The sequence below is a fragment of the Nocardioides litoris genome (assembly GCF_006346315.1).
Classification (GTDB): Bacteria; Actinomycetota; Actinomycetes; order Propionibacteriales; family Nocardioidaceae; genus Nocardioides; species Nocardioides litoris.
This window is the reverse complement of record NZ_VDMR01000002.1, coordinates 159,912-172,612: the sequence shown is the minus strand read 5'-3', so window position 1 is coordinate 172,612 and position 12,701 is coordinate 159,912. Positions and strand designations below refer to the sequence as shown.

General features: G+C 75.6%; 14 protein-coding genes. 8 read left to right on the top strand and 6 right to left on the bottom strand.

Annotation, left to right across the window (positions count from 1 at the left end; genetic code table 11):
- Positions 1-414: 414 nt before the first annotated feature.
- Both FJQ57_RS08945 and FJQ57_RS22390 read right to left on the bottom strand, forming a co-directional pair.
- Positions 415-828, bottom strand: coding sequence for a hypothetical protein (locus FJQ57_RS08945; RefSeq protein ID WP_139979431.1), 414 nt, complete (start codon positions 826-828; stop codon positions 415-417).
- Entirely contained in the window at positions 818-976 is a 159-nt protein-coding gene (locus FJQ57_RS22390) for a hypothetical protein (RefSeq protein WP_170219345.1), read from the bottom strand. The genes FJQ57_RS08945 and FJQ57_RS22390 overlap by 11 nt, the downstream gene beginning before the upstream one ends.
- A gap of 295 nt (positions 977-1,271) precedes the next feature.
- Between FJQ57_RS22390 and FJQ57_RS08940 the strand changes: the two genes are divergently transcribed.
- Together FJQ57_RS08940 and FJQ57_RS08935 are read left to right on the top strand one after the other, a co-directional pair.
- Positions 1,272-2,036 carry a GAF and ANTAR domain-containing protein gene (locus FJQ57_RS08940; RefSeq protein WP_211348832.1) on the top strand — a complete coding sequence of 255 codons (765 nt, stop codon included), beginning with the start codon at positions 1,272-1,274 and terminating at the stop codon, positions 2,034-2,036.
- A complete protein-coding gene (locus FJQ57_RS08935; protein WP_139979429.1) occupies positions 2,033-2,794 on the top strand; it encodes a GAF and ANTAR domain-containing protein in 762 nt (253 codons plus the stop codon). Before FJQ57_RS08940 ends, FJQ57_RS08935 begins: the two co-directional genes overlap by 4 nt.
- Positions 2,795-2,973: 179 nt before the next feature.
- Here FJQ57_RS08935 and FJQ57_RS08930 read toward each other — a convergent pair whose 3' ends face one another.
- Positions 2,974-3,501, bottom strand: a complete 528-nt coding sequence (locus FJQ57_RS08930) for a MarR family winged helix-turn-helix transcriptional regulator (RefSeq protein ID WP_211348831.1) — start codon at positions 3,499-3,501, stop codon at positions 2,974-2,976.
- A gap of 233 nt (positions 3,502-3,734) precedes the next feature.
- Between FJQ57_RS08930 and FJQ57_RS08925 the strand changes: the two genes are divergently transcribed.
- From FJQ57_RS08925 to FJQ57_RS08915, 3 genes are all read left to right on the top strand, one after another.
- Entirely contained in the window at positions 3,735-4,115 is a 381-nt protein-coding gene (locus FJQ57_RS08925) for a nuclear transport factor 2 family protein (protein WP_170219344.1), read from the top strand.
- Positions 4,112-4,897, top strand: a complete 786-nt coding sequence (locus FJQ57_RS08920) for an SDR family oxidoreductase (protein ID WP_139979423.1) — start codon at positions 4,112-4,114, stop codon at positions 4,895-4,897. The genes FJQ57_RS08925 and FJQ57_RS08920 overlap by 4 nt, the downstream gene beginning before the upstream one ends.
- Positions 4,898-5,150: 253 nt before the next feature.
- Complete coding sequence (locus FJQ57_RS08915; protein WP_170219343.1) at positions 5,151-7,913, top strand: family 43 glycosylhydrolase; 2,763 nt, start codon at positions 5,151-5,153, stop codon at positions 7,911-7,913.
- A 90-nt stretch (positions 7,914-8,003) separates the two neighbouring features.
- On the opposite strand, the gene FJQ57_RS08910 is transcribed toward FJQ57_RS08915, so the two are convergent.
- Positions 8,004-8,963 carry an SDR family oxidoreductase gene (locus tag FJQ57_RS08910; RefSeq protein WP_139979419.1) on the bottom strand — a complete coding sequence of 320 codons (960 nt, stop codon included), beginning with the start codon at positions 8,961-8,963 and terminating at the stop codon, positions 8,004-8,006.
- Positions 8,964-9,109: 146 nt separating this feature from the next.
- Between FJQ57_RS08910 and FJQ57_RS08905 the strand changes: the two genes are divergently transcribed.
- The 3 genes from FJQ57_RS08905 (at position 9,110) to FJQ57_RS08895 (ending at position 11,471) form a co-directional block, all read left to right on the top strand.
- Complete coding sequence (locus FJQ57_RS08905) at positions 9,110-9,955, top strand: helix-turn-helix transcriptional regulator (protein WP_139979417.1); 846 nt, start codon at positions 9,110-9,112, stop codon at positions 9,953-9,955.
- Between the two features lie 101 nt (positions 9,956-10,056).
- Positions 10,057-10,605 carry a hypothetical protein gene (locus tag FJQ57_RS08900; RefSeq protein ID WP_139979415.1) on the top strand — a complete coding sequence of 183 codons (549 nt, stop codon included), beginning with the start codon at positions 10,057-10,059 and terminating at the stop codon, positions 10,603-10,605.
- Positions 10,606-10,643: 38 nt separating this feature from the next.
- The gene (locus FJQ57_RS08895) at positions 10,644-11,471 is read left to right on the top strand and encodes an aminoglycoside phosphotransferase (protein ID WP_139979413.1); all 828 of its coding nucleotides are present in this window, start codon (positions 10,644-10,646) and stop codon (positions 11,469-11,471) included.
- Here FJQ57_RS08895 and FJQ57_RS08890 read toward each other — a convergent pair.
- The gene (locus FJQ57_RS08890; protein ID WP_139979411.1) at positions 11,435-11,821 is read right to left on the bottom strand and encodes a YchJ family protein; all 387 of its coding nucleotides are present in this window, start codon (positions 11,819-11,821) and stop codon (positions 11,435-11,437) included. The genes FJQ57_RS08895 and FJQ57_RS08890 overlap by 37 nt on opposite strands.
- Positions 11,818-12,648, bottom strand: coding sequence for an adenylate/guanylate cyclase domain-containing protein (locus FJQ57_RS08885; protein WP_246081766.1), 831 nt, complete (start codon positions 12,646-12,648; stop codon positions 11,818-11,820). Before FJQ57_RS08885 ends, FJQ57_RS08890 begins: the two co-directional genes overlap by 4 nt.
- Between the last annotated feature and the right edge of the window lie 53 nt (positions 12,649-12,701).

Sequence of the window (12,701 nt, the reverse complement as noted above, 5' to 3'; positions counted from 1 at the left end):
ACCAAGCGCTGCATTGGCAATCTCGGCGTCGCCCCGCCCGATCTGGGCCAGCCGCTCGACCTGATCAAGGATCCGGTCGTGGCCTACGCGCAGGTGGTGCCGGAGCAGCGCGATGCTGGCGGCGGTGAGCGGGTCGTCTCCCTGACCGACCGAGTGTGGTTCGAGGTGAAGACGGCCGATCGGCGGGCGGTCGTCACTGAACTGCGCGCAGCGACGAGTTTCCGGACTGACTGGCCCCAGCGTCCGGGCGCACGGTGGATCGGCGCTGCGGGCCATCGTCAGGACGACAGCCCGCAGCGCGACTTCTGTGCGGTTCTTCAGCGGGAGTGCACGGACGCAGCTGGGCGATCTTGTCGTCGCGGTGGTCGCGTTCGTCGCGGTCGTCGGGAACCCGCCCCGGGCCGGGCGCGGCCGTCACCGCGGCCCGCCCGTCGATCCGCCCGCGGCGAGGAGCAGGCCGGGGAACGCCGCGGGCCACCGACCCGGGGAGGCGGGGGCGTAGACCCACCGGCGACGACGGCACCCCTCGCCGTCCTGCGCCACCCAGGTCACGCGGGCCAGGAACGGGTCGCGCTCGACGTCGAGACCGACGGCGACCGTGTCGGGCCGGACGCCGTGGTGGACCAGCCAGTCGGTCGCGGCCGCCCGCGCAGGTCGGTCGACCTGGGCGAGGGGGACCAGCAAGGTGAGGGCCCGCGGCGTGCAGACGAGCTGCGGCGGCGGCCCCACGGCGCGCGGCCCCGGCCACCGCAGCGAGGGCACGGCGCGCGGGTGACGGACGGGGGCCCGGTCGCCCCAGGGCACGGCGACGAGCGGCCTAGACGCCATGACGCAGCCCCTGCAGCGGGACCAGGTCGGAGCCGGTGCACAGCCCGATCGAGCACCTGTGGCCCCGTACGGCCGGGAGGGGACGCGGCGGTCCGGTCGGCGCCGAGGGGAGGTCGGGGAAGCGGGTCATGCCGTGCTGGAGGGTCATGGGGGATTCCTGCCGCTGGCTGCGTGTTGGACCTCATGTCGGACACGGCGGATGCGGCGGGTGACCCTCGGACGAGGACCCACGGCACACCTGCCGCGCGCTACCGGGGTCCGGGGCAACTCACGAGAAGCAGCACCGTACGCCTCCTGCGCCCGACGTGCCACGGTCGGCCGCGCCGGTGCGGTGCCGGCGGCGTGTCCGCTAGGGTGGCCGGGCGCCCCACCCCTGCGGCTCCAGCTCCGGGCCCCCGACCCGGGCCCCCGACCAGGGCCTGAACGCGCTGAGGAGCAGGGCCATGGCGGCATCTTTCGAGGTGATGCGCGCCCAGTTCGTCCTCGCGGTGGAAGACGCCGAGCCCGGGCTGGACGCCGCCAACGGGCTGTGCGTGGCGTGCGCCGGCCTGCTCGGGGTCGACGGAGCAGCGGTCTCGATGGTCTTCGACGGCGAGTCGCGCGGCACGTTCGGGTCGAGCGGGGCCGACAGTCGGCGCCTCGACGAGTACCAGTACACCTACGGCGAGGGCCCCTGCCTCGACGCGGTGGCCTCCCGCCGTCCGGTGCTCGCGCCCGACCTCGACTCGCCGCACGAGCGGCGCTGGCCGGCCCTCGCCGGCGCCCTGCTCGAGGACGGCGTGCGCGGGGTCTTCGCCCTGCCGATCTCGGTGTCCTCGGTCTGCGTGGGCGCGCTCGACCTCTTCCGCGCCGAGCCCGGTCCGCTGCAGGGAGTCCAGCTGGCCGGGGCCCTGGTCGCCGCGGAGCTGGCCGCGGTCACCGTCCTGGAGCTCCTCGCGGTCCAGGGCGCCCTCAACCCCGACGAGGACGCCTCGACCCTGGGGGACACGTGGGCGGGCGCGGCCGGGATGGACCGGATCGAGATCTACCAGGCGACGGGCATCCTGGTCTCGCAGCTCGGGGTGGGCCCCGACGAGGCCGTCGCCCGCCTGCGGGCGCACGCCATCGCCACCGGGCAGACGGCGAGCTCGGTGGCGTGGGCGATCATCGCTCGGGAGCTCGTGCTGGAGCGCGACCGACCGCCGACCGAGGAAGGTGGACCACCATGACCGAGTCCCGGGAGCGTGAGGTCGTCGCCGCGTTCGTGGAGGTCGCCAACGAGCTCGTCGACGACTACGACGTCGTCGAGATGCTGACGCGGCTGACGATGAACTGCGCCCGGCTGCTCGATGTCGCGTCGGCGGGCCTGCTCCTCGCCGACGCCGGCGGGGTCCTGCACCTGGCGGCGGCCTCGTCGGAGCGGGTGCGCGACCTCGAGGTGCTGCAGCTGCAGCGTGACGAGGGCCCGTGCCTGGACTGCTTCCACCGTCGCGAGGCCGTGGTCTCGCTCGACCTCCAGCGCGACCACGAGCGGTGGCCGCGGTTCGTCCAGGCCGCGGTCGAGGCCGGCTACGGGTCCGTGCACGCGCTGCCGATGCGGCTGCGCGACACCGCGCTCGGCACGCTGGGTCTCTTCGGCAACGACCCGAGCGGACTCACCGACGACGACCTCGCCCTGGCCCAGGCCCTGGTGCACGTCGCGAGCGTGGTCATCGTCAACGACCGCATCGCGACCGACCGCGACCTGCTCAACAGCCAGCTCCAGCACGCCCTGACCAGCCGCATCGCCCTCGAGCAGGCCAAGGGGGTGATGGCCCACGCGGGTGGGTTGTCGATGGAGGACGCGTTCGACGCGCTGCGTCGCTACGCCCGCGACCACGGTCGCCGGCTCACCGAGGTCGCGCGCGCCGTCGTCGCGCGCGACCTGCCCGCGGACGTCCTGGTCGCGCACCTGCGTGGTTCCGTCCCGCCGCCCCCGCCTGGCTGACCTGGGGCGGGGCCCTCCTCGACCCGCCCCAGCCGGTCCCGCTGCCGTCGACATGGTCCCGCCGGGGCAGGCGCACGACCGCGTCGACCTCGTCTCGGAGCTCCTGCGCTTCGTCCCCGCCGAGCTCGACGGCGTCGAGGCCCGGTCGGCGGACCCGGTGCGCGCCGGCGCGGGCGGTCTCAGCCGGGTGGGAGCAGGCCGCGCTCGACCATGCGCTCGGACGCGGCGATGGCGTCCTCGACGAAGCGGGCCGTGAGCCGGGTGTAGCGGTCGACGTCGGCGGCCGACCACTTCTGCAGGACCTCGGTGATCATCCGGTCGCCGAGGGCGTAGACGCCGCGGGCGGCCTCCTCGCCCTCCTCGGTGAGGGCGATGAGGGTGGCGCGGCGGTCCGACGGGTCCGGCGTACGACGGACGAGCCCGTCGGCCTCGAGGCGCCGGACGATCTTGCTGACGTGCGAGGCGCCGGTGCCGAGGACCTCGGCCAGGACGGTGGGCCGCATGGAGCCCCAGGCCAGCAGGTGGCGCAGGGCCTGGTGCGCCGGCTGGTCGAGCGTCTCCCCGCTCCGGGCCAGGATCTGTCCCTGCACGGCGGGGGTCTCCCAGAGCAGGATGAGGGCGCTGAGGTGGGAGAGCAGCTCGGAGCGGTAGGGGAAGTCGGAGCCGACGCGGGCCCGCGGCCGCGGGGCGGTCTCGTCGCTGTCCACGGACGAGACCCTAGCCGCCGGTGCTGGTCCCGACGACAGTTTACTGTCCTGCATGACAGTAGTTGTGCTACGTTCGACAGGTGGGGCGGACGCCGCCCCGCTCGCCCGGGGCCCGTCCCGGGCCGGCCCCGTCGTGCGGCGGACCGGCTCCGGTCGCGCCCCGCCGCAGCGCCACCGGCGCGCTTCCGGCGCGCGCCGCCGGCGCGCCCCCACCCACCCCGAGAGGATCCGTCATGACCACGCCCACCCCCGCCACCTCGCCCCCGACCGCGCAGCCGTTCACCTGGAGCGCCCTCCCCGCGGTGGTGCAGGACTACCTCCGCGCCCACGTGGAGCAGGACTTCGCCACCGCCGTCACCCACCTGCCCGACGACGTGGTCGTCGTCGACAACGGCGAGACCCTCGAGGGCCGCGCCGCGACCCTCACCGTCTTCGAGGAGTCCGCCGAGCTGTACGACGTCACCACGACCCTCCTGACCGTGGCCCGTCCCGCGGACGACACCTGGGAGGTCGGCACCCACCTGTCCGGCACCTTCCCCGGCGGCGAGGTCGACCTGCGGATGCTCTTCACCCTGGTCGAGGGCGTGGTCCGCCGGCTGGAGATCACGGCGTGACCGCCGCTGACCGTGACCGCCTCGACGGACGCCGGGCGCTGGTCACCGGCGGGTCGAAGGGCACGGGCCGGGCCGTGGTGGCCCGGTTGCGCGAGCTGGGCGCCGACGTCTGGGCCACGGCCCGCACGGTGCCCGACGGGTACGACCGGCCCGACCGCTTCGTCGCGGCCGACACCGCCACCGCCGCGGGCGCCGCGGAGGTGGTCCGCCGGGTCGCCGAGGGCGGGCCGCTCGACGTCCTCGTGCACGTGGTCGGCGGGTCGACGACCCCGGCGGGCGGGTTCGAGGCCGCCACCGACGAGCACTGGGCGCGCGAGCTCGACCTCAACCTGCTCGGGGCGGTGCGCCTGGACCGGGCCCTGGTCCCGGCGATGGTCGCGGCCGGGTCCGGGGCCGTGGTGCACGTGACCTCGATCCAGCGGCAGCTGCCGCTGCACGACGCCACGCTGCCGTACGCCGCGGCCAAGGCCGCCCTGCGCACCTACAGCAAGGGCCTGGCCAACCAGCTCGCGCCGGCCGGTGTCCGGGTCAACGCCGTCAGCCCCGGCGGCATCGCGACCGAGACGTACGGCGACTTCCTGGCCCTGCTGGCCGACGGCGGCGGGACCACCCGCGACGAGGCCGAGCGGGGGCTGCTCGACGCTCTCGGCGGGGTGCCGCTGGGTCGCTTCGCCCAGCCCGAGGAGGTCGCCGACCTGGTCGCCTTCCTCGTCTCCGACCGGGCCTCGGCCGTCGTCGGCGCCGAGTACGTCATCGACGGCGGCACCGTCCCGACCACCTGAGCGGCGCCACCGGGGCGGACGGGGTCGGGGTGCGCGCGGGTCGTCCGGGCCGAGACCCTTGACGGCCCTTGTTGTGAGCGCTAACAATTGGGTGGCGCTCGTCACACGCGCACGCTTCTCGGTCCCGTCCACCCGCGACCCCGCCGCACCGGCCGGGTCGACGTCGGCGCGCGCCCCGGGCGCGTGCCGGGCCGGCGTCGGCGTACCCACCACGACGAACGGACACCCCATGCGACCCAGGAGCACCAGGCTGGTGGCCGCGCTCGCGGCCCTGGCCACGGGAGCGGCACTCGCCGTCTCGATCAGCAGCCCACCCGCGGCCCAGGCCGCCGAGGTGGGGGAGGACCTCGTCGTCAACGGCGGGTTCGAGGCCACCGCGGTCACCCCCTGGGTCGGCCGCGGCGGCGGCCAGGCCCTGGCCCGCACCACCGAGGACAAGGTGAGCGGCGACGCCGCGCTCGCGGTCACCGGCCGCACCTCCTCGGTCACCGGACCGCAGCAGCGGCTCGCGGTCGAGTCGGGGGCGACGTACGACGTCTCGTTCAAGGTCAAGTACACCGACCCGGCCTCGAGCAGCCCGGTCACCTTCAACGGCACCGTCGACTACGGCAGCAACGTCGGCGGCGAGCAGTACGTCGTCCTGCTCAGCCGGTCGGTCCCGAAGGGCGAGTGGACCGAGGTCTCCGGCGAGGTCGTGGTGCCGGCCGGGCGCGACCTCAGCGGCTACCAGTTCTACATCGAGAACACCTACAACCTGCCGACCGGCGCCTACCCCACGTCGTTCCTGGTCGACGACGTCAGCTTCGTCAAGACCGCCGAGGGCGACGGCACCGACCCGGAGCCCGAGCCGGTGGTCGACCAGCTCGAGCGCAACGACAACACCGCGCCGGGCAGCTTCGGGGCGTTCGCCAAGACCCCGGGCACCGACGCCGCCTCGCGTCGTGGCAACCCGCTGGTCACCCAGAACTTCGGGGCCGACCCGTGGGCGATGGAGGTCGACGGGCGGGTCTACGTCTACACGACCAACGACACCCAGGAGTGGCCCGAGCACCTGGCCACGGGTGAGGCCAACAACTACGGCTCGATCAACCAGGTCAACGTGTGGTCCAGCGCCGACATGGTGAACTGGACCAACCACGGCTCGATCAACGCCGCCGGGGTCGAGGGCATCGCCCGCGACGCCACCGGCGCGCCGGGCAACTCGTGGGCCCCCGCCGCGGCGTCGCGCGACGTCGACGGGGATGGCGAGGAGGAGTTCTTCCTCTACTTCGCCAACAGCGCCGGCGGCATCTGGGTGCTCCAGGGCGAGTCGCCCACCGGCCCCTTCACCTCGCCGCTCGACCGCTCGCTCGTCGGCTTCGACACCCCCGGCGTGCGCGGGAACTCGGATCCCGACGCCACCGACGTCGTGTGGCTCTTCGACCCGGCCGTGCTCGTCGACGACGACGGCCAGGCCTACCTGTACTTCGGTGGCGGCGTGCCCACCACCGGCGGTGGCGCCGACGACCCCGACACCGCCCGCGTCATCAAGCTCGGTGACGACATGACCAGCGTCGAGGGCGAGGCCACGCTCATCAACGCCCCCGGCATCTTCGAGGACTCCGGCATCCACAAGGTCGGCGACACCTACTACTACACCTACTGCACGAACTTCTCCCACAACGTCCCCGGCCTCGGCCGCGGCGACATCGTGGTCATGCAGTCCCAGGACCCGATGGGGCCGTGGTCGGCGCCCCGCCTGGTGTTCCCCAACCAGCAGCGGTTCTTCGGCCAGGGCACCGGCGGCAACAACCACCACGCCTTCTTCAGCTTCGGTGACGACTGGTACCTGACCTACCACGCGCCCACGCTCGACGCGGCGATCCAGGGCCCGGCCAACGCCGCCGGCTTCCGCAACGCCCACATCGAGCCCGTCACCCTCAACGCCGACGGCAGCGTCCAGGAGGTCGTCGGCACGTACGCCGGCCCGGGCCAGCTGGCCACGCTCGACCCGTACGCCGCCCCGGTCTCCGCGGAGACCATCGCCTGGCAGGCGGGCACCCGGCAGGGGTACGCCGGCACGTCGACGTTCGAGGGCCAGACCCCGACGCCGATCCTCACCAGCGTCCACGACGACGACTGGACCTCCCTGGCCGGCGTCGACCTCGGCACCGACGGTGCCGCCAGCATCACCGCCCGCGTCCGCCCCGAGGCCGGCGGCACCATCACCATGAGCACCTCGCCCGACCCCGCCTCCACCGACAGAGTCGTCGGCACCCTCGCGGTGCCCGCCGGCGACGGCACGACGTGGACCGACCTCACCGCCGAGCTGCCCGCCGGGGCGCTCACCGGCGTGCAGGACCTCTTCTTCCGCTACGCCGGCGACCCGGAGGCCACCGACGAGGGCGAGCTGTTCGACGTCGAGACCTGGACCTTCGCCCCCGCCGGCGAGGACCCGACCGAGCCGGCCGAGCCCCAGCCGACCACCGTCTCGGCCGGTCCCGCGTCGGTCGTCTACGGCCAGGCCGGGTCGCTGCCGGTGCGCGTCGCCGGCGCCACCGGCGGCACCGTCGCCGCCACCGTCGGTGGTCGCGAGGTCCGCGCCGCGGTCGACGCCCGCGGTCGCGCCACCCTCGTGCTGCCCGCGCGCTCGCTGGCCCCGGGTCGCACCACGGTCACGGTGCGCTACCTCGGCACCACCACCAGCGCCCCCTCCAGCGGCGCTGCCCGTGTCGACGTCCGCAAGGCGCGGGCCCGCCTCGTCGTGCGGCTGCGCGACCAGGTCCGCGCAGGGAAGGTGCTCGTCGTCCGGGTCCAGGCGGCAGCCACCGGTGTCGTGCCCACCGGCACGGTCCGGGTCCGCCTCGCCGGCGGCCGCGCCGTGACCAAGGCGCTGCGCCAGGGGCGGGCCACCGTCCGGGTCGCCGTCCGTCCGCGGGCCGACGACGGCCGCACCCGGGTCGTCGTGACCTACCCCGGCGACCGGTACGTCGACCGTCGGTCCGTCACGCGCTCGGTGCGGGTGGTCCGCCGCTGACCCACCAGCAGCACCCAGCAGCCGGGGCCGGTCGTCCACGTGGACGGCCGGCCCCGGCCGCGTCCACCGGGCCCGGGACCGGCCAGGACGTCAGCCCAGGGCCTCGACCCGCTCGCCGGGGAACGTCGCGCCCGCCAGCTCGGCCGAGACCCGCCAGGCCCGGCGGGCGTCGTCGGTGCTCCGCAGCGAGCGCCACAGCCGCTGCTCGGCCGGTGCCCCTCCGACGTGGCCGAGCCCGCGCGGGCCGTACAGCCGACCGCCGGCGTCGGGCGCGGTGGCTGCGAGGAGGGCGGGCAGCGCGGCGCTCCGGGGCGTGCCGACCAGGATCCCGCGGGCGGAGAGGGCGCGGATGAGCCGCACCTCGCGGGTGTCGTCGGGCCGGCCGAGCTCGGGCCGGGCGGCGAGCAGGCTGGTCGGGGCGACGCCGGGGTGGGCGACGTTGGCGGACACGCCCCGGCCGCGGTCCCGGCTCACGCGGTCGAGCTCGAGCGCGAACAGCCCCAGGAGCACCTTGGAGCGCCGGTAGGCCCCCATCGCGTCGTAGCGGCGCTCGGCGCCGAGGTCGTCCCACGTCGTCCGGCCGCGGGCCGCCGCGATGCTGGACTGCACGGTCACCCGCGCCCGCCCGGCACGCAGCAGCGGGAGCAGGTGCGCCACGAGCGCGACGTGGCCGACGTGGTTGGTGCCGAGCTGCAGCTCGAGGCCGTCGATCGTCGTACGCCGCTCGGGCGGCGTCATGACGCCGGCGTTGCCGATGAGCAGGTGGACCGGGCGGCCGTCGCGCCGCAGGTCCTCGCCCAGCGCGGCGACCGAGTCCAGCGACGCGAGGTCGAGCGCGGCCAGGGTGACGGTCGCGTCGGGGTGCGCGGCGGTGATGGTGCCGGCTGCGGCCCGGCCCTTGGCCTGGTCGCGCACGGGCAGGACGAGGTCGGCGCCGGCCGCGGCGAGCCGGGTGGCGACGACGAGGCCGATGCCGTCGCTGCCACCGGTGAGCAGCACGCGGCGTCCGGTCAGGTCGGGGAGGTCGAGGTCGGGGGTCAAGCGGGCCATGGGGTGCTCCTGGGTGGTCTCGTCGATCGGGTCTGCCTCGACGATCGCCGGATCCGGCGGACCGACCCAGGGCCTGCCGGTCCCCCCTCTCCGAGGGGGATCGACGGTCCGTGGCTCCGGTCGCCGGTCCGCGGAAGGATCGGGGCGTGCCGACCGACCGTCCCGCCCTCGCCGACTTCCTGCGCCGACGGCGCGAGGCCCTGCAGCCCGAGGACGTCGGCCTCCCGCGTGGGCAGCGGCGGCGCACGACGGGCCTGCGCCGCGAGGAGGTCGCGGTGCTGTGCCACATGTCCACCGACTACTACGCCCGGCTCGAGCGCGAGCGCGGCCCGCAGCCGTCGCGGCAGATGGCGGCCGCGATCGCCCAGGGCCTGCACCTGAGCCTCGCCGAGCGCGACCACCTCTTCCGCCTGGTCGGCCACGAGCCGCCGCCGCGTGGGGTGGCCAGCGAGCACGTCAGCCCGGGCCTGCTGCGCATCTTCGACCGTCTGGCCGACGACACCGCCGCTGAGATCGTCACCGAGCTCGGCGAGACCCTGCGCCAGACCGACCTCAGCGTGGCCCTGGTCGGTGACCTGCGCGCCCACACCGGGCCGATGCGGAGCCGCGGCTACCGCTGGTTCGCTGATCCCGCGTCCCGCGCGATCCACGCCGCCGAGGACCACGACCACCTCTCCCGCCTGTACGCCGCCGGCCTGCGTGCCCTCGTCGCGCAGCGCGGTCCGGGGTCGCCCGCCGCGGGGCTCGCCGACGACCTGCTCACCCGCAGCGAGGAGTTCGCCGCGCTGTGGGCAGCGCACGAGGTCGGCGGCGAGGCCGACGTCGTCAAGCGCTACGACCACCCCGAGGTCGGGCGCCTCGAGCTGGACTGCCAGACCCTGCTCGACCCGCACCAGTCGCACCGGCTCATGGTCTACACCGCCGCCCCCGGCTCGGAGAGCCACGGCAGGCTCCAGCTGCTCGCCGTGCTCGGGGGCCGACGCGTGGTCTGAGGCGGTCGGGTCCGCAGCGAGCCCCCGGTCGGCGCGACCGGCCCGGCCCGCGCTGGGTACCGGCACCGGGTCCCCACCTCGATCCCGCCCCGGAGGGCCCCATGGCTCGCAACACCATCTCCCGCTCCCTGCACGACGTCGGTCTGGCGGCCTGGTTCGGCGGCACCCTCGCCAACGCCGTCGCGCTCAACCCAGCCGCCGGCGCCGTCGACGACCCCCACGACGCGGGAGCGGTCGCCAACACCGGCTGGGACCGGTGGACCCCGGTCAACGCCGCCGCCATCGGCGCCCACGTGGTCGGCAGCGTGGGCCAGCTCGCCGCCCACTCCGGCCGTGCCACCCGGCAGCAGGGCGTCGGCGAGATGGTCGCGGTCAAGACGGGGCTGACGGTGGCCGCGCTCGGCGTGACGGCGTACGCGCGCCAGCTCGGCCGCACGGTGTCCGAACGCACCGACGTGCCCGCGGAGGCGGGCACCCAGCCGTCGGCGTCCACCCCGGCCGACGTGGCCGCGGCCCAGAAGCGCCTGGCCGCGCTGCAGTGGGTGGTGCCCGCGCTGACGGGCGCGCTGCTCGTCGTCTCCTCCTACGCCGGCGAGCAGCAGCGCGCGAGCGAGCAGGCCCGCGGGATCCGCCAGCGCCTGGTCGGCTGACGGGCGGGACCGGGCGAGCCAGCCGCTACGGTCGCCCCGTGCCCGCCGCTGCGCCCTCGCCCGAGGTGCTCGACCTGTTCGCGGTGCCGGGTGCCCTCGAGCTGCTGCCGGGCGGCCAGGGCGGCTCGTGGCGCGCCGGCGACCTGGTCTTCTCGCCCGACCGCGACCCCGCGACGGCGGCCTGGCTCAGCCCGGTGCTGGCGCGGCTCTCGGTCACCCTCGACGAGGACCCGCGCCGCCACCACCGCGACCTGCGGGTCGCCCTACCGGTCCCGGCCCGTGACGGGTCGTGGGTGGTCGAGGGCTGGGGCGCCAGCCGGTTCGAGCCCGGGGCGACGCCCTGCACCGACCTCGAGGTGACCCTGGCCGCGGGCCGGTTGCTGCACGCCCGGTTCGCCGTCGCCGTGCCCGAGCGCCCAGCCGCGCTCGCAGAGCGCGACGACCGCTGGGCGCGCGCCGAGCGGCTGGTCTTCGGGCCGGTCGACGACCTCCTCGCCGCGTCCACCGGTACGCCGGCCGGCCCGGTCGTCGAGCGGGTGGCCGCCGCGCTCGACCCGGCCGCCGACCTCGGCGCGGTCCAGCTCGTGCACGCCGACCTCGCCGGCAACGTGCTCCTCGACGCCCTCGGCGCGCCCCTCGTCATCGACGTCGCGCCGGCCTGGCGCCCGCTGGCCTGGGCCGAGGCCGTCGCCGTGCTCGACGCCGTGCTCTGGCTCGGGGCCGACCCGGCGGCGTACGACGCGTGGGCGGTGGGTGCGCGCCGGCAGGCGCTGCTGCGCGCGGTGGCCTGGCGGGCGCTGGCCGACCAGCGCGAGGACAGCGAGGCGCTCTACGCCGACGTGCTGTCGGTGACCGCCTCGACGTAGAACCACCGGCCCGCGCGCTGCGCGAACACGCTGCGCTCGTGCAGCCTCCCCGGCTGCCCGAGGCGCTCGAAGGACGCGGTGAACTCCACCTCGTCGCCGGTCGCCTCGTGCACGACGAGCCCGGTCCAGCGCACCTCGGGGTCGGGGGTGACGGTGAGCGGGCGGGTGCGCGGGTGCCAGGTGCGCCAGACGTGGTCGGTGTCGCCCAGGGCGTACGCCGCGTAGCGCGAGCGCATCAGCTCCTCCGGCGTCGCCGCCTGCGCGGCGCCGCGGTGCAGGCGGCCGCAGCACGCGTCGTACACCGTGCCGGACCCGCACGGGCAGGGCCCGGCGCCGGGGAACGCCGTCACCGGGTGCGCAGCCGGAAGAGCTGGTGGGTGCCGGGCAGGCCCTTGAGCTCGACCTCGCCCATCTCGGTCAGCTCGACGGCGGCGTCGTCGTCGAGCGCGTCGACGACCTCGCTGGTCACCAGCACCTCCCCGCCGGTGGCCAGAGCGCCGACGCGGGCGGCCATGGCGACGTTGCGGCCGAAGTAGTCGCCGTCCTTGGTGACGACCGGGCCGGTGTGGATGCCGATGCGGACCTTGAGCGGGGCGACGACGCGCAGCCGCGGGTCGAGGGTGCGGCGCAGGTCCTTCTGGATGCCGCGCGCGGCTCGGCAGGCGGCCTCGGCGTCGCGGAAGGCGAGCATGAAGCCGTCGCCGAACCCCTTGACGACCTGGCCGCGGTAGCGCTCCACGCGCTGGCGCACCAGCTGGTCGTGCGCGGCCAGCACCCGCACCCAGGTGTCGTCGCCGAGCCGCTCGTTGAGCGGGGTGGAGTCCTCGATGTCGGAGAAGACCAGCGTCACCCGGCCCTCGACGTCGGCCATCGTGACGATGTCCTGCTGCTCGGACTCCGCCCACGCCTGCAGGTCGTCGATCGAGCTGGCCAGCAGCCCGCCCAGACCCTGCTCGCGCACCCTGGTCGCGGTCTTGACGACCCGTCGTACGGCGCGCTCGGTCGCCGTCGACGCCGGCCGTGGTCGCAGCGCGGCCGACAGGTCGGCCTCGAGCTGCTCGATGCGCTCCGCCTGCTCCTCGATGCGTTGCTGCTGGCGTCGGTTCATGCCCACCAGTACCCCGACGGCGATCCCGAGTGCCACGGCCAGCGCGACCGCCACCGCCAGCGCCGTCATCACGGTCCGGATCGTAGTCGCCGTCCGGCCGGAGCGGCGGGTGTCGGTGACCC

Bases quoted from the DNA above. Each gene is read 5' to 3' on its own strand.
- FJQ57_RS08885 (WP_246081766.1), bottom strand. From the start codon at position 12,648: ATGACGGCGCTGGCGGTGGCGGTCGCGCTGGCCGTGGCACTCGGGATC.
- FJQ57_RS08910 (WP_139979419.1), bottom strand. From the start codon at position 8,963: ATGGCCCGCTTGACCCCCGACCTCGACCTCCCCGACCTGACCGGACGC.
- FJQ57_RS22390 (WP_170219345.1), bottom strand. From the start codon at position 976: ATGACCCTCCAGCACGGCATGACCCGCTTCCCCGACCTCCCCTCGGCG.
- FJQ57_RS08925 (WP_170219344.1), top strand. From the start codon at position 3,735: ATGACCACGCCCACCCCCGCCACCTCGCCCCCGACCGCGCAGCCGTTC.
- FJQ57_RS08900 (WP_139979415.1), top strand. From the start codon at position 10,057: ATGGCTCGCAACACCATCTCCCGCTCCCTGCACGACGTCGGTCTGGCG.
- FJQ57_RS08940 (WP_211348832.1), top strand. From the start codon at position 1,272: ATGGCGGCATCTTTCGAGGTGATGCGCGCCCAGTTCGTCCTCGCGGTG.
- FJQ57_RS08945 (WP_139979431.1), bottom strand. From the start codon at position 828: ATGGCGTCTAGGCCGCTCGTCGCCGTGCCCTGGGGCGACCGGGCCCCC.
- FJQ57_RS08935 (WP_139979429.1), top strand. From the start codon at position 2,033: ATGACCGAGTCCCGGGAGCGTGAGGTCGTCGCCGCGTTCGTGGAGGTC.